This is a genomic window from Pseudomonas sp. IT-P395, assembly GCF_949767675.1.
Classification (GTDB): domain Bacteria; phylum Pseudomonadota; class Gammaproteobacteria; order Pseudomonadales; family Pseudomonadaceae; genus Aquipseudomonas.
The window spans coordinates 37,462-52,618 of sequence record NZ_CATKPW010000033.1 but is presented as its reverse complement, the minus strand read 5'-3'; the positions used below and the strand labels follow the sequence as shown (position 1 = coordinate 52,618).

The window sequence follows — 15,157 nt, the reverse complement described above, 5'->3', positions numbered from 1 at the left end:
TTGAATGCCCGGAACTGGGCATTGCAGAAAGCATGCACTGTTTTGTGGCTGATCGTTCCATGCGCAGCAAAGGAATGCCTCAACGGACGCTCCGCGTTTGGCTTTTGGGGGGACGCGGAGCGTCCCAGGCTGCATTCCCACGCGGGGCGTGGGAACGATCAATGTCCGGGAGATTGGGGTCAGGCCAACAGATCTTGCAAGGTCGCGAGGCTATCCGCTTCTTCCACGGTTTTATCCTGCCGCCAGCGCAACATCCTCGGGAAACGCACCGCGATGCCGCTCTTGTGCCGCCGCGACAGGGCGATGCCTTCGAAGCCCAGCTCAAACACCAGACTCGGTTTCACGCTACTCACCGGCCCAAATTTCTCCACCGTGGTCTTGCGCACAATGCTGTCGACCTGGCGCATTTCTTCATCGGTCAGCCCCGAATAGGCTTTGGCAAACGGCACCAGCGCGCGTTGGCTGGACTCGGGTGGGCCGTCCCACACGGCAAAGGTGTAATCGCTGTACAAACTGGCGCGCCGACCATGACCGCGCTGGGCGTAAATCAACACGGCATCGACACTGAACGGATCAACCTTCCATTTCCACCACACGCCCATGTCCTTGGTGCGGCCGACGCCGTACAGCGAATCCCGCGCCTTGAGCATCATGCCCTCGACACCCAAGCGCCGCGATGACTCGCGCTGGCGGGCGAGGTCGAACCAGTCGCTGCCCGTCAGCACCGGTGAGGGCAGTAATACCGGACTGTTACAGCGGGCGATGACATCTTCCAGTTGCGCGCGACGTTTGGCCTGCGGCTGGTTGCGCCAGTCTTCGTCCTGCCATTCAAGCAAGTCGTAAGCGAGCACCACCACCGGCACGTCTTCGAGGATTTTCTTGTCGAGGGTTTTGCGGCCGATGCGTTGTTGCAGCAAGGCGAAGGGTTGCACCGCCGCAGGTTCGGTCGATTGCGGATCGAAAGCATCTTCAGTACGCGGATGCGTGCTTTTCCACACGACGATTTCGCCGTCGATCACCGTGCCGTCGGGCAAGCCGTGTACCAGCACTTCCAATTCGGGAAAACGCTCGGTCACCAGTTCCTCGCCCCGCGACCAGATCCACAGCCGGCCTTCACGCTTGACCACTTGTGCACGGATGCCATCCCATTTCCATTCAATTTGCCAGTCGCTGGCCGGGCCGATCAGCGCTTCGAATTCTTCCACCGGTTGCGACAAGGCGTGGGCGAGGAAAAACGGGTAGGGCTGGCCGCCGCGCTGGGCATGCTCATCGCTGGATTCCGGGGCGATCAGTTTCAGGTAGCTGGCGGCGCTCGGCCGATTGGACAGGTCGGTGTAGCCGACCAGACGCTGCGCCACGCGTTTGCTGTCCAGCCCGGCCATCGACGCCAAGGCGCGGGTAACCAGCAGTTTCGAGACGCCGACGCGGAAACTGCCGGTGATCAATTTGATGCACAGCATCAGGCTCGATCGATCCAGTTGCGCCCACAGGGCGGGCAGTTGTCGGCTGAGGTATTCCGGAGTTTCACCGCGCAGCGGCAGGAGTTTGTCTTCGATCCATTCGGCGAGGCCGGCGTCGGAGCTGTGCAGGTTTTCCGCGAGTACCAGAGAAATGGTTTCCGCCAGGTCGCCGACCGCTTGATAGCTTTCCTCGAATAGCCACGGCTCGAGGCCGGAGACTGAGACGGCGAGTTCGCGCAGGATTCGGACCGGCACCAGTTGCCGGGGCCGCCCCCCGGAGAGGAAGTACACCGCCCACGCGGCGTCATGCGGTTCGGCCTGGGCGAAGTAAGTCTGCATTGCCGCCAGTTTGGCGTTGCTTGACGTGGTCGCGTCGAGTTCGGCGTACAACTCGGCGAATGCTCTCATGCTGGCATCTCGGCGATGGTCGGTTCGGTGGCGAGGTTTTCTTCTTCGTCATCGCCGTATTCGGTATTGAAACCCTGGGCATCCAGACCCTGTTCGCGCAGATGCCGCACGAGCACGCCGATCGAGCCGTGGGTGACCATCACCCGCTCTGCGCCGGTTTGCTCAATGGCCCAGAGCAGGCCGGGCCAGTCAGCGTGATCGGAAAGCACGAAACCACGATCGACGCCGCGCCGCCGCCGGGTGCCGCGCAAACGCATCCAGCCGCTGGCGAACGCGTCGCTGAACTCGCCGAAGCGACGCATCCAGGTGCTGCCTCCGGCCGAGGGCGGAGCGATGACCAGGGCCTGGCGCATGATCGGATCGTTTTTTTTCAAGTCGCCGGCGTAGATCGTCGGCGGCAGGTACACACCAGCCTCGCGGTAGACCCGATTCAGCGGTTCGACCGCACCGTGGCTGAGGATCGGGCCGAGGGATTCATCGATGCCGTGGAGAATCCGCTGGGCCTTGCCGAACGAGTAACAGAACAACACGCTGGCCTTGCCGGCGGCAATATTCGCCGCCCACCACTGATTGATCTCGCTGAACACCTGCGCCTGTGGCTGCCAGCGGTAGATCGGCAGGCCGAAGGTCGATTCGGTGATAAAGGTGTGGCAGCGCACCGGTTCGAACGGGGCGCAGGTGCCGTCCGGTTCGATCTTGTAATCGCCGGACGCGACCCAGACTTCGCCGCCGTATTCCAGACGCACTTGGGCCGAACCGAGCACGTGGCCGGCCGGATGAAAGCTCAAGGTGACACCGTGGTGCGTCAGGCGCTGGCCGTAGGCGAGGGTTTGCAGGTTGATGTCTTGCCCCAGACGCGCGCGCAAAATCCCTTCGCTGGCGCTGCTGGCGAGGTAATGCTGGTTGCCGGTACGAGCGTGATCGCCGTGGGCATGGGTAATGACCGAGCGCTCGACGGGGCGCCACGGATCTATGTAGAAATCTCCCGCAGGGCAATAAAGGCCTTCGGGGCGGGCGATAACAAGGTCCATGTCGTTACCAGAAATGGGGGGCTTGTTAGCTATGAGGCTGGCGCGTGTCCGGAAGTTCTATCGACTTTGAAGAGCAACCCTCACCCCAGCCCTCTCCCAGAGGGAGAGGGGGCCGACCGAGGTGTCTGGCGATTGACATCGACCTGAAAAAACCGAGTCGAGCACAGATTCTGGACCAGATCAAAAGCCCCTCACCCCAGCCCTCTCCCGGAGGGAGAGGGGGTTGACCGAGGTGTCTGGCCAGCTACATCGACCTGTAAGACCGAGTCGATTACGGATTCGGCAAGGCACGAACCGAGTTGATTCTGGATTCGGCAGTGCACGTTCAGGTCGGCGTATGACTCAAGCATCCCCCAATCAGTCCCCTCTCCCTTTGGGAGAGGGTTAGGGTGAGGGGCTTTTGCCGTTCAGCTTATTTGCCGGGAGTAAGGGTCAAACGAGTTTTGCCATAGACCCGATCAAAGTTCTGCGGCTGCATCGGCAAGCCGATGTACTGCCCCTTCAGCCACGCATCAATCCCGTTGAGGTAATTCGGACTGACCGGATTCCCGGATTGTCCCGTACCGTTCTGGCCCATCAGCGGCTCAGCCTGACCGAAGTCAACGATGAAACGCATCGACGGCGCGCGGGTGGTGGTGAAATCCTGACCCCAGGTGAACGCCGAAGTGTTCAGCGTCGTGTGATCGCCACCCGCCGCCAGAGGCCCGCGCACGATCTGTCCATTGCTGTTCTTCCACGCATAGCTGTGCAATTTGCCCCACTGCCAGGCCCGGTGATCGCCGCCCAACTGACTGTCGCCAGCGCTGATCGCCGCCGCGAAGCTACGGGCAAGAGTCAGCGCTTTATCCTCTTTCTGCGGCGTACGAATGTCATCCCAGAACGGACTGTCTTCGCGTCCCAACAGATGATCGGCCTGCGCTGCGTAGGACAAATCACCATTAGCAATAAACGCTTTCCACGCCGCGCTCGATTCCGGGCCGAGTTCGTCGAGGAAGATCTGCTTCATGCTTTCCTGCAGGAACAACTCATAGATCGCCGCATCCGCCGAGGTCGGGCTGAGCTTGCCGTCGAACGCCATCAACCGCGTGAACGCTTCACGCGCCTTGCTGCGATCCGCTTCCGGCAGAGCGTCAATCGCCTGTTTCAGCGGTTGTTTCATGCCCGGTGCTTCGAAGACTTTCTTCAACTTGGCGGCGAAGGTGGTGGTCTGGTCGTATTGCATGGCGATCACGCTACGGCTGTCGTGCTTGCCGCTGCCGGCCAGCTCCGCCAGACGCTCGCCACGCTCCGGCGCCGCCCAGGAGTTCGACAACTGCATGCCGTAACCGTGTGGAATCACGCGCTGGTTGGCGGTGCCGAGCCAGCCTTGTGCCGGGTCCTGATCGTACGGGTGCAGCATCGGGTCGGCGTAACCGTCCCAGTCATAGCGACCTTCCCAGCCCGGCGATGGCAGCAAACCTTCGCCTTCACGCCGATTGGGGAAACGCCCGGTGACTTGCCAGCCAATGTTGCTCGCATCGGCGAACACCAGATTCAGGGCGATGGCGCGGATCTCGCGGCTGGCATCCGAGGCGCGCTCGACGGTTTGTGCGCGGGTCAGGTCAAAAAATGCGTCCAGCGATTTATCGTCAGTGAAGCTCGGGGTTTGCAAGGCCAGACCGAAACCGCTGCCTTGCGCCGCCGCTTGAGCGCTGTTGAGCAACGCGCCGTGACGGGTTTCGTACACCGCTTCGCGAATCGGCCGCTGGCCTTTGACGAAGTAGGTTTCGTTGCGCACGCCCAGCGGTTGCCATTTGCCGTTGACCTCGTAGGTCAGGCTGCTGCCCTGGCGACGGATTTTTTCCAGGAACAGATCCTGGTTATCGCCGAGCACGCTGGTCGTGCTCCACGCCACTTTGCCGTTGAAGCCACCGAGAACCAGCGGCAAACCGGCGACGGTGACGCCCGCCGCCTGATATTTCGGCGCGCGGATCTGCACGAAGCTCCACAGCGACGGCGCGGCCAGCGGCCCATGGGCGTCGCTGGCCAGCAGGCTCTTGCCGCTGCGGCTGCGTTGCGGGGCGATCGCCCAGTTGTTTGAAGACGTGGTGCCCAGCAGGTTCAGCGCCGACAGTTGCTGGCTGGCGTTGCTCAGCTCGGTCAGACCGGGGATTTGCCCGTTGAGCTTGAGGCCTTGCAGCTTGTCGGCCTCGGCCAGTGGCAGGTTTTCGTCCGGCGCGGACGGCGTCAGCCAGGCCAGTTTGTCGCTGGTCACGGTTTGCGCGAGCACCAAGGATTCAATTTCTTCCGGCAGGTTGGCCGACTGGCTGAAATTCAGCAGGGCGAAAATCAGTGCCGAATCTTCCGGCTTCCAGTATTCAGGCTTGTAACCGCTGGAGGCGAGATCGCCCGGCAACTTGTCGGCGTAGCGGAACAGGTAGGCGTTGACACCCCGCGCATAGACTTCGAAGAAACGCTTGAGGCGTGGCGACGAGGCTTTGTACAGCTCGCCGGCGCTTTTCTTCAGATTGACCGCGCGCATGTAGCGGTCGGCGTCGAGCATCGACGCGCCGGACATTTCCGCCAGACGCCCCTGAGCGAGCAGGCGCAAGGTGACCATCTGGTTGATGCGGTCGCTGGCGTGCACATAGCCGAGGCTGAACAGCGCGTCGTGGAAAGTATTACTTTCGATCAACGGCATGCCCATGGCATTGCGGCGTACCGACACGTTCTGCGCCAGGCCCTTGAGCGGTTGCACACCGGAGGTCGGCGGGAGGGTGTCCTGAGCGTTCCAGGTCTGGCAACCGGACAGGCCCAAAACACCGGCCACTGCTGCGGCAACGCCGAACCGGGGAAGAAAATGTGTGAGGGCTGGCGAGGCCATGGCAAAGCTCCTGCGGGGGGTAGCGTCAGTAAAGGCGCTACGTTAGTGAGCAGGAGGGTGCCGCGCAAGCGGGCGACAGAGTTATTTCTTCAGTTCTCGACGATCGTTTCAGCGCGCAGCAAAGGAATGCCTCAACGGACGCTCCGCGTTCGGCTTTGAAGGGACGCGGAGCGTCCCGGGCTGCATTCCCACGCAGAGCGTGGGAACGATCAGAATCACGGCGATTCAGGACTTCGGTGGATTGATTTTCTGCACCAACGCGTAGGCCTTCACTGTCGCTGGGCGATCCTTGATGTGGTTGAACCAGCGCTGCACATGGGGGAAGTCTTCGAGATTCTGACTCTGCCATTTGTGCGAGACGATCCACGGATAAATCGCCATGTCGGCAATGCTGTATTCGCTGCCGGCGACAAATTCGTTATCGGCCAGTTGTTTGTTCAATACGCCATACAGCCGCGCCGTCTCATCAATGTAGCGCTTGATTGCATAGGGGATTTTTTCCGGTGCGAACTGGCTGAAATGGTGATTCTGTCCGGCCATCGGCCCCAGTCCGCCCATCTGCCAGAACAGCCATTGCAGCGCCGTTTGTCGACCGCGCAGGTCCTTGGGCAGAAACTTTCCGGTTTTCTCCGCCAGATACAAAAGAATCGCCCCGGATTCGAACAGCGACAGCGGCTCGCCACCATCGGCCGGTTCATGATCGACGATGGCCGGAATGCGGTTGTTCGGCGCGATTTTCAGAAAGTGCGGCTGGAACTGCTCACCCTGGCTGATATTGATCGGATGGACGTTGTACGGCAGGCCGGCTTCTTCAAGGAACAGGGAGATCTTGTGGCCGTTGGGGGTGGTCCAGTAATACAGATCGATCATGGAAAACTCCAAAGCAGAAATGGACGTGTGTGCGGACAGCAAACGCCGGCGTCAGGTCGTCCCGTGTGCGTTCGATAGCTTGCTTAGTAGGAAGAGGTGATGCTGAACTGCGCAGAATTCAATGACCCCGCGTGAGAAAAATCGCCATGGAGCTTCAGGCCAACGCTGCACTGATCATCATCGACCAGCAAAAAGGCATCCTGCAGCCGCGTTTGGGGCGAAGGAATAATCCTCAGGCGGAGGAGCGAATCCTTGATCTGCTGGGGCTTTGGCGGCGTAGCGGTCGGCCGGTGGTGCATGTGCAGCATTTGTCGCGCGAGCCGGATTCGGTATTTTGGCCGGAACAGGAGGGGGTGGAGTTTCAGCAGCGGTTTTTGCCGCAGGACGGTGAATGGCTGATTCAGAAACAGGTGCCCGATGCGTTTTGTGCTAGCGGGTTAGAGGCGCGGTTGCGTGAGGCGGGGATCGGGCAGTTGATCATTGTTGGCGTGGCGACGAACAACTCCGTGGAATCCACGGCGCGCACGGCGGGCAATCTGGGGTTCGATGCGTGGGTCGCGGAGGATGCCTGTTTCACCTTCGACAAGGCCGACTATTTCGGCACGCTGCGTACCGCTGAAGAGGTGCACGGGATGTCGCTGGGGAATTTGCACGGGGAGTATGCGACGGTGGTCAGTGCTGCGCAGATTCTAAAGGCTGGCTGAAAAAATTTCGCCGTATGTGCCGGCCCCTTCGCGAGCAGGCTCGCTGCCACAGTGGGCCGTATTCCAACTGAAGGAACTCGATTGACTGTGGGAGCGAGCCTGCTCGCGAAAGCGGTCTGTCAGGCGAAGAGGGTCTTCGCCCCGAGCATCAAGCGCCGTGGCACTTCTTGAATTTCTTGCCGTTGCCGCATGGGCAAGGGTCGTTGCGACCGACGTCTTTCAGGGCGTTGCGCACCGGTTCCTGGTGGGCGTGGCCGCAGTTCGGGCCGTGAACGTGGCCGTGGTCATGATCGTGATGGTCATGATCATGATCGTGGTTGCAGTCAGGGCCATGGACATGAGGTTGCTGAGTCATCGGTGTTGCTCCGGAATTAAATCGGCGGGGATTATCACGCCATTGCGCTCAAGGTGCACGTAGTGAGCGATGAATAAACCGGTTTCCATCTCACCCTGCAAACGATAGGGAATCTGCTGATTCGGATTTTTCAGCATTTTCACCACGTCTTTTACCTTCGGCCACAGGTTGGTGCGGATCGGCACCTTGAAGTAGGCACTGCGTTTCGGCCCGACCGTAAACCAGTGTTCATGCTCGCCTTCGGCCAGCAGCATGTCGGCCAGATGAATGCGGTATTCCAGGCCGCGCACGGTCAGGTCGCTGTCGTTGGGGTTGTCGATGCGAAAGTGCAGGATGAATTTCTGTTCGAGCAGTTTGGCGCGCACCACTTCGACTTTGACCAGATGCACGGCGGGGTCGACGCTGTCATCGCTGAACCACGACGCGCAACCGCCGAGATTGAGCATCAGCATCAGAATGAAGCATTGGCAGGTGCGCCGACGACCGAGCATGGTTTAACTCCCTTTGGTGCCAGTCTAGACGCTAAAAGATCGCAGCCTGCGGCAGCTCCTACAGGGGAAACGCAAATCCTGTGTAGGAGCTGCCGCAGGCTGCGATCTTTTGATCTTCAACCTCAAGCGCCGAAATACCCTGCACAGCACTTCTTGAATTTCTGCCCACTGGCGCACGGGCAACTGTCGTTGCGCCCCAGCTTCAACTGCACCGTCGGATCAATGAAGTACCAGCGCCCGGCGTTCTGCACGAACGAGGAGCGCTCGCGGTGGCTGTGCTCACCCTGATCATCGTGCCAGCGCGCGGTGAAAGTGACGAAGGCGTGTTCTGGCTGACCGCCGAGCACTTCCGAACTCTCGACCTCAAGGCCAAGCCAGGTGCTCTGCGCGCTCCAGTTACTGATCGACTGGCGATCCAGTCCCGCTTGCTGAGCAGGCAGGGTGGTCGCCACCAGATAATCGATCAAACCCAGCACATAGGCGCTGTAGCGCGAACGCATCAGCGCTTCGGCGCACGGCGCCGGGTGGCCGTCGTGATAGTGGCCGCAGCAGGCCTCCAGCAGATTGCCGCTGCCGCACGGGCAAATGGCTGTACTCATTGCATTACCACCAGTATTTCCCGAAGTTTTCCGGATTGGCCCAGAACCGTGAGTTGAGCCAGTCGGGGACTTGTTTGTAGTCAAGCAGATCATAGGTGAACAGTGTCAGCACTTGATCGTCGCGTTGAAAACGTTCACTGGCTTGCAGCGCCAGCGAATAGAAGTCGGTTTCCTGCCAGCCGCTGGCTGACAGGTCGGCCAGCACGGCGATGCGGCTGGCGTTGAGATTGCGAATCCCGCCCAACAGGTTCAGGCCATCGCGTTTGGGCAAATGTTCCAGACAATCGACCACCAGCGCCAGGTCGAAACGCTGCGCCGCCAGCTCAGCAGGCAATGTGCCCGGCGCGGCATGGGCCACGGTGGTGTCTGGATGCGCCTGTTTAAAAGCGCTCAAGGCCGGAAACTCACTGGCGCCGATCAGCAGCAGACGCGCCGGGGCGTAGCGATCCAGCAAAGCGGCCAGCGCCTGTTGCGGCGTGCGGGAAGAAATGGCGACGTTCATCAAAGCTCCTCAATCAGACCGCCAAGACTAGCCTGCCTGACGGTGCGGGCAAAGAGCCCTGTTCCGCCCGTTTGCGGCAAATGTGCCGAAGTCCTGTGAACAGGCTCGCAAACAGCGGTGGCCTATTGCTGGCGGAGATTAAAACTCCGGTCTTTACTCCCTGAATCGGTTTTAAGCCGATCCCTCAGGAGAAAACCAGATGAGCATAGTTCGGACAGCATTACCTTTGATTCTGCTAACCAGTGTGTTGACTGGTTGCGCAGGTTTACAGAAAACCGACTGGCCGACCTGTGCGGCGGTCGGTGGTGTTGTCGGTGCCGGTCTCGGCGCGACCGAAAGTTCGGCGTGGGCCGGCTACGGTGCGTTGCTGGTCGGCGGCACGGCAGCGGCCTATTGCTGGGTTCACGGTGATGGCGACGAAGACGGCGACGGTGTGCCGGACAGTCGCGACAAGTGCCCGGGCACGCCTAAAGGCGTACAGGTCGACGCTGACGGTTGCCCTCCACCAGCCCCTGCGCCGGTGGTTGAAGAAGCGGTAGTGGTCAAGGAAGAAACCATTGTCATCCGTGATGTGCACTTCCAGTTCGACAAAGCGACGCTGACCGGCCCTGACAAGCAAGTGCTCGACAAGGTCGCCACCCGCCTGAAACAGGAATCCTCGACTGCGCAACTGACCGTGACCGGTCATACCGACAGCGTGGGCAGCGATGCCTACAACAAAAAACTGTCGGATCGTCGTGCGCATTCGGTGGTGGACTACCTGATCCAGCAAGGTGTGCCACGCGCCAGCTTCGTTTCGGTGTCCGGTCTGGGTGAAAGCCAGCCAGTGGCCGACAACAAAACCGCTGACGGTCGCGCGCAAAACCGTCGTACCGAAATCAAAATCCAGCGTTAAGCCCCTCTCGCATCCGCGGCTTGTGCAGTCGCGGATGCGGGTCTTTACTCCTGTGTAACCGGTATGGGCCGGTGACACAGGAGCTTTCACAATGACTGTTTTCTCAAGGTCCGTCTTGCCGGTGCTACTGCTTGGCAGCTTGCTCACCGGTTGCGCCACCCACAGCGATGGCACTGCACCCCTCAATCAACGTACGTGGCCGATCTGCAGCCTTATCGGCGGGCTGGTCGGTGGCGGTCTCGGCGCCATTGAAAGTGGCGGCTGGGCCGGTGGCGGCGCAGCGCTGGGGATTCTTACCGGCGGACTGATCTGTTATGCCCAGGACGGCGATGAAGACGGCGACGGCGTGTTCGACCGCCGCGACCGTTGCCCGGACACCCCGGAAAATACCCCGGTCGATCACCGTGGTTGCCCGCTACCGCAATACCCGGTCACGGAAAAAGTGCCGGAGCCTGCGCCGCAAACTGAAGTCATCACCCTCAGCGATGCCGGCAACGTGCTGTTCGATTTCGACAAATCCGACCTGACCCCGGCGGCGAAAGCCCAGCTCGATACGCTGATGGACAAGCTGCGCAATGCCGACGTGGTCAGCATCAAGGTCATTGGTCACACCGACAGCAAAGGTTCGGATGCCTACAACCAGGCCTTGTCGGAACGGCGGGCGAGTAGTGTCGCGGCGTATCTGCTGAGTCAGGGGCTGGCGCCGAACAAGCTCACCAGCGAAGGGCGCGGAGAAAGTGAACCGGTGGCCGATAACGCAACCGATGAAGGGCGCGCGCAGAACCGTCGCGTGGAGTTGCATATCAATCGCTAGGACGCCTCTGTAGGGCGCAGGCTAGAGCTGCCGGACGATTATCAAAGTCGTTCCGGCAGCCATTTGGCGGCGCGGCGAAGTTTTTTCATTTGTGCCTCTGGCTTATCCCCCGCAGAAGCCGTTACTGTGCGCCCAAAGAATAATTCGCAACACGGGGGAGCGTATGAAAGTGTTCTGGGGGCTGGGGCGGTTGTTGACCCTGCTGTTCTGCTGCGTGGTGCTGGCCAATCAGCTGGTGCCGTTCGTACATCCGCTGCATCTGCTGGTCAATCTGGCCGGCGGCCTGCTGTTGCTGATTCATCTACTCGAAGTGCTGCTGTGCAATCGCAGCCTCAAAGGCCGTCCGCACCCTTGGCGTGACCGTGGCCGCATCCTGCTGTTCGGCGTATTCCACTTGCAATCCATCCCGGCCCCGGCCGCTCCGGAGGCTTCTTCCCATGCGTAAACTTTGCCTGCTCGCTGCATTTATCAGCCCATTGGCCTGTGCCCAAGTGGTCAGCGTTGAAACCAACTCGCTGATGCGTTTGCCCAACACCGCCAGCACGTTGCAGCTGGAAAAACTCGAAGTGGCCGATTACGGCACGTTGCTGATTCCTGCCAACGTGACCGAACTGACCGTGGGCGAGTTGCGTCTTGGCCATGAAGCCCGTATCGCGATCGTTCCGAGCGAGAACGCTTTGGAGATGAAGGTAGCTCGTGCAGAGCTGAGCGATGGCAGCCGGATTACTGCACGGGGTGCACCGGGGACTTATGAGAAAGCCGCCCGTGCCGGGCGCAATCTGAATCTGCAATTCAAGGCTTTGAACGCGCCGCAACTGTTGGTCGATGCCCGTGGCGGCACCGGTGCGCCGGGGTTTGTCGGCCTCGATGGCGGTAATGGCGAAGACCCGGGCTGCACCTACGGTTCGGCCGGGCACGGTTTTGATGGCAGTAACGGCAGCGACGGCCAACCGGGTGCACCGGGAGCGCTGGTGCGCCTTGAAGTGCCGCGCGAGTTTCCAGCCGAGCTGATCAAGGTCAATGTCGCGGGCGGTGCTGGCGGTCCGGCGGGTGTTGGCGGCAAAGCAGGGAAGGGTGGCAAGTCCAAGGGCTGCCTGGTGTATCGCGCCGATGGCGGCAAGAACGGCAAGGCCGGGGCGGATGGACAGCCTGGGCCAGTGGGGGCGGCGGGGGCTGTGACTGTGCAGCGCCTCTGAACGTTTTACCCTCACCCCAGCCCTCTCCCGGAGGGAGAGGGGGCCGACCGAGATGTCTGGCGTTATACATCGACCTGAAATTCCGAGTCGATTATGGATTCAGAGCCAATCGTTCAGGTCGGCGTATCCCTCAAATATCCCCCATTCAGTTCCCTCTCCCTCTGGGAGAGGGCTAGGGTGAGGGGCTTTTGATTTTCAGATCATCGGCCTTGCAGCCGCAATCGCCACCAGCACCAACCCGACAATCAGATTAAGCCCCACCACCCGGCGAATCCGCCCCAGCACTGCCGCACCCGCTGGCCAGTCCTTCGCGTCCACCGCCGTACGCAACTCCGGCAGCATCAGCCCCTGAATGCGGATAAACAGCGCCGTCATCACCACATACAAGCCCATCATCACCTGCACATATTTCGGCGCGGTCTCAAAGCCGACCTGCTGCAAATGCAACATGCCCACACCGCTGATCGGCAACAGGATCACCGCAACCCAGACCCAACGAAAAAAACCCTGAAACACTTCCACCCACAAGGTCAGGCGGGCTGGGCCGTCGAGGGCCTTCACAGCCGCCGGGCGCAGGACCATCCAGGCGAAAAACATGCCGCCGACCCAGACCAGGGCGGACAAGACATGCAGCGGGTAGACGAGGCTAAAAAGTGTCATTGGGTTACTCCGTTCTGCGCAGGATCGATTCGCGGGGTATGATAGCCGCCGATCCAAACCACTGAAAATTTATCCAGCGTTTTTTGCGCCCGACACTCAATGATCAGCACTGAACTCAAAACCACGATCCAGGGCGCCTACTCGCGTTTTCTAGAGGCCAAGAGCCTCAAGCCGCGTTACGGTCAGCGCCTGATGATCGCTGAAATCGCCAAAGTCCTCGGGGATATCGACACCGACGACGAAGGCCGGCGCAGTGGCGACCCCGCGATTGTTGCGGTGGAAGCCGGCACCGGTACTGGCAAGACAGTCGCCTACAGCCTGGCCGCGATCCCCACCGCGAAACTGGCCGGCAAGCGCCTGGTGATCGCCACCGCGACCGTCGCCCTGCAAGAGCAGATCGTCTACAAGGATTTGCCCGACCTGATGCGCAACAGCGGGCTGAATTTCAGCTTTGCGCTGGCCAAGGGCCGTGGCCGCTACATGTGCCTGTCCAAGCTCGACATGCTGTTGCAGGAAGGCCACGCGCAAACCGCCACTGCCCAGCTGTTCGAAGAAGAAGGCTTCAAGATCGAGGTCGATGAGGCCAGTCAGAAGCTGTTCACCAGCATGATCGAGAAACTCGCCGGCAATAAGTGGGACGGCGACCGTGACAGCTGGCCGAATGCGCTGGAAGACGCCGATTGGGCGCGCCTGACCACCGATCACAGCCAGTGCACCAACCGGCATTGCCCGAACTTCGGCCAGTGCGCCTTCTACAAGGCCCGCGAAGGCATGGGCAAGGTCGACGTCATCGTCACCAACCACGACATGGTCCTGGCTGACCTGGCGCTGGGCGGTGGCGCGGTACTGCCGGATCCGCGCGACACCATTTACGTGTTCGACGAAGGTCACCACCTGCCGGACAAGGCGATCGGTCACTTCGCCCACTACACACGCCTGCGTTCCACCGCCGACTGGCTGGAAACCACCGCGAAGAACCTGACCAAATTGCTGGCCCAGCACCCGCTGCCGGGCGACCTCGGCAAATTGATCGAACAAGTGCCGGAGCTGGCGCGGGAGATCAAGGCCCAGCAGCAGTTCATGTTCAGCGCCTGCGAGCAGGTCGCCGATTTCAAACCGGGCGAAGACGTCGAGGGCCGTGAGCGTCCACGCCATCGTTTCGTCGCCGGGGTGATTCCCGAGCACATGCGCGAAATGGGCATCGAGCTGAAGAAAGGCTTTGCCCGTCTCAACGATCTGTTCACGCGCCTCACCGACCTGCTCAAGGAAGGCATGGACGGCGAGGTCAACATCGGCATCGCCAGCAATCAGGCGGAAGAGTGGTACCCGCTGTTCGGCAGCCTGTTGTCCCGTGCTTCGGGCAACTGGGAGTTGTGGACAGCCTTTACCGCCGAAGATCCGGAAGACAGCCCGCCGATGGCGCGCTGGCTGACGTTGGCCGAAAGCGGTTCGCTATTCGACATCGAGGTCAACGCCAGCCCGATTCTGGCGGCGGAAACCTTGCGTCGTAGCTTGTGGAACGTGGCCTACGGCTGTCTGGTGACTTCGGCAACGCTGACCGCTCTGGGTACCTTCGACCGCTTCCGCATGCGCGCCGGCCTGCCGAAAAAAGCCGTTACCGCCGTGGTGCCGAGCCCGTTCCATCACGCCGACGCCGGTGTGTTGCGCGTGCCGGATCTGAAGGCCGACCCGCGCGATGCGGCGGCCCACACGGCAGCGATCATTCGTGAGTTACCCGATCTGGTCGAAGGTTCGCGCGGCACCCTGGTGCTGTTTTCCTCGCGCAAACAGATGCAGGACGTGTTCGACGGCCTCGACCGCGACTGGCGCAAGCAAGTGTTCATTCAAGGCAACCTGTCGAAACAGGAAACCCTGAACAAGCACAAGGCGCGGGTCGATGGCGGTGATTCCAGCGTGCTGTTCGGTCTCGCCAGTTTTGCCGAAGGTGTCGACTTGCCGGGTGCCTACTGCGAGCACGTGGTGATCGCCAAGATCCCGTTCTCGGTGCCGGATGATCCGGTCGAAGCGGCGCTGTCGGAATGGATCGAAGCCCGTGGCGGCAATCCGTTCATGGAAATCTCCGTGCCCGATGCTTCGCTGAAGCTGGTTCAGGCTTGCGGGCGTCTGCTGCGTACCGAAGAAGACCGCGGCACCATCACCTTGCTCGATCGGCGCCTGGTCACCCAGCGCTATGGCAAGGCGATCCTCAATGCGTTGCCTCCTTTCCGTCGTGAAATATCCTGAGACAACGGTGGGCAGTTTTGCCCGCCGTGTTGTCTATCTCTCTGCTATCGCTTTTCCATTGGCCA

At 60.9% G+C, this 15,157-nt stretch carries 15 protein-coding genes; 6 read left to right on the top strand and 9 right to left on the bottom strand.

What is annotated here, in order from left to right:
* Positions 1-179: 179 nt before the first annotated feature.
* The 4 genes from ACM6IN_RS18905 to ACM6IN_RS18890 form a co-directional block, all read right to left on the bottom strand.
* Complete coding sequence (locus ACM6IN_RS18905; protein ID WP_095113860.1) at positions 180-1,868, bottom strand: ATP-dependent DNA ligase; 1,689 nt, start codon at positions 1,866-1,868, stop codon at positions 180-182.
* Positions 1,865-2,899, bottom strand: coding sequence for a ligase-associated DNA damage response exonuclease (locus ACM6IN_RS18900; protein WP_414916523.1), 1,035 nt, complete (start codon positions 2,897-2,899; stop codon positions 1,865-1,867). The genes ACM6IN_RS18905 and ACM6IN_RS18900 overlap by 4 nt, the downstream gene beginning before the upstream one ends.
* A 412-nt stretch (positions 2,900-3,311) precedes the next feature.
* Entirely contained in the window at positions 3,312-5,762 is a 2,451-nt protein-coding gene (locus tag ACM6IN_RS18895; protein ID WP_414916522.1) for a penicillin acylase family protein, read from the bottom strand.
* Between the two features lie 225 nt (positions 5,763-5,987).
* Entirely contained in the window at positions 5,988-6,632 is a 645-nt protein-coding gene (locus tag ACM6IN_RS18890) for a glutathione binding-like protein (protein ID WP_095113859.1), read from the bottom strand.
* Between the two features lie 146 nt (positions 6,633-6,778).
* Here ACM6IN_RS18890 and ACM6IN_RS18885 point away from each other — a divergent pair, with 146 nt between their 5' ends.
* Positions 6,779-7,336 (top strand): cysteine hydrolase family protein, encoded by a 558-nt coding sequence (locus ACM6IN_RS18885; protein WP_095113858.1) that lies wholly within the window; start codon positions 6,779-6,781, stop codon positions 7,334-7,336.
* Between the two features lie 148 nt (positions 7,337-7,484).
* On the opposite strand, the gene ACM6IN_RS18880 is transcribed toward ACM6IN_RS18885, so the two are convergent.
* From ACM6IN_RS18880 to ACM6IN_RS18865, 4 genes are all read right to left on the bottom strand, one after another.
* Positions 7,485-7,691, bottom strand: coding sequence for an SEC-C metal-binding domain-containing protein (locus tag ACM6IN_RS18880; RefSeq protein WP_007918601.1), 207 nt, complete (start codon positions 7,689-7,691; stop codon positions 7,485-7,487).
* On the bottom strand, positions 7,688-8,182 hold the full coding sequence (locus ACM6IN_RS18875; protein WP_414916521.1) for an LEA type 2 family protein: 495 nt from the start codon (positions 8,180-8,182) through the stop codon (positions 7,688-7,690). Before ACM6IN_RS18875 ends, ACM6IN_RS18880 begins: the two co-directional genes overlap by 4 nt.
* Before the next feature lie 122 nt (positions 8,183-8,304).
* Positions 8,305-8,781 (bottom strand): YchJ family protein, encoded by a 477-nt coding sequence (locus ACM6IN_RS18870; RefSeq protein ID WP_007918599.1) that lies wholly within the window; start codon positions 8,779-8,781, stop codon positions 8,305-8,307.
* Positions 8,782-8,785: 4 nt separating this feature from the next.
* Positions 8,786-9,283 carry a DUF6231 family protein gene (locus tag ACM6IN_RS18865; RefSeq protein ID WP_414916520.1) on the bottom strand — a complete coding sequence of 166 codons (498 nt, stop codon included), beginning with the start codon at positions 9,281-9,283 and terminating at the stop codon, positions 8,786-8,788.
* 199 nt (positions 9,284-9,482) lie between these two features.
* On the opposite strand from ACM6IN_RS18865, the gene ACM6IN_RS18860 reads away from it, so the two are divergent.
* From ACM6IN_RS18860 to ACM6IN_RS18845, 4 genes are all read left to right on the top strand, one after another.
* The gene (locus ACM6IN_RS18860; protein ID WP_007918596.1) at positions 9,483-10,178 is read left to right on the top strand and encodes an OmpA family protein; all 696 of its coding nucleotides are present in this window, start codon (positions 9,483-9,485) and stop codon (positions 10,176-10,178) included.
* Positions 10,179-10,269: 91 nt separating this feature from the next.
* The gene (locus ACM6IN_RS18855; protein WP_007918595.1) at positions 10,270-10,992 is read left to right on the top strand and encodes an OmpA family protein; all 723 of its coding nucleotides are present in this window, start codon (positions 10,270-10,272) and stop codon (positions 10,990-10,992) included.
* 163 nt (positions 10,993-11,155) lie between these two features.
* Positions 11,156-11,437: a DUF1145 domain-containing protein gene (locus ACM6IN_RS18850; protein ID WP_038358130.1), complete on the top strand. Its 282-nt coding sequence runs from the start codon at positions 11,156-11,158 to the stop codon at positions 11,435-11,437.
* Entirely contained in the window at positions 11,430-12,188 is a 759-nt protein-coding gene (locus ACM6IN_RS18845; protein ID WP_007918591.1) for a hypothetical protein, read from the top strand. Before ACM6IN_RS18850 ends, ACM6IN_RS18845 begins: the two co-directional genes overlap by 8 nt.
* Positions 12,189-12,383: 195 nt before the next feature.
* Here ACM6IN_RS18845 and ACM6IN_RS18840 read toward each other — a convergent pair whose 3' ends face one another.
* Positions 12,384-12,848: a CopD family protein gene (locus ACM6IN_RS18840; protein ID WP_007918589.1), complete on the bottom strand. Its 465-nt coding sequence runs from the start codon at positions 12,846-12,848 to the stop codon at positions 12,384-12,386.
* Positions 12,849-12,947: 99 nt separating this feature from the next.
* On the opposite strand from ACM6IN_RS18840, the gene dinG reads away from it, so the two are divergent.
* Positions 12,948-15,092: an ATP-dependent DNA helicase DinG gene (dinG, locus tag ACM6IN_RS18835; RefSeq protein WP_007918588.1), complete on the top strand. Its 2,145-nt coding sequence runs from the start codon at positions 12,948-12,950 to the stop codon at positions 15,090-15,092.
* Positions 15,093-15,157 lie beyond the last annotated feature (65 nt).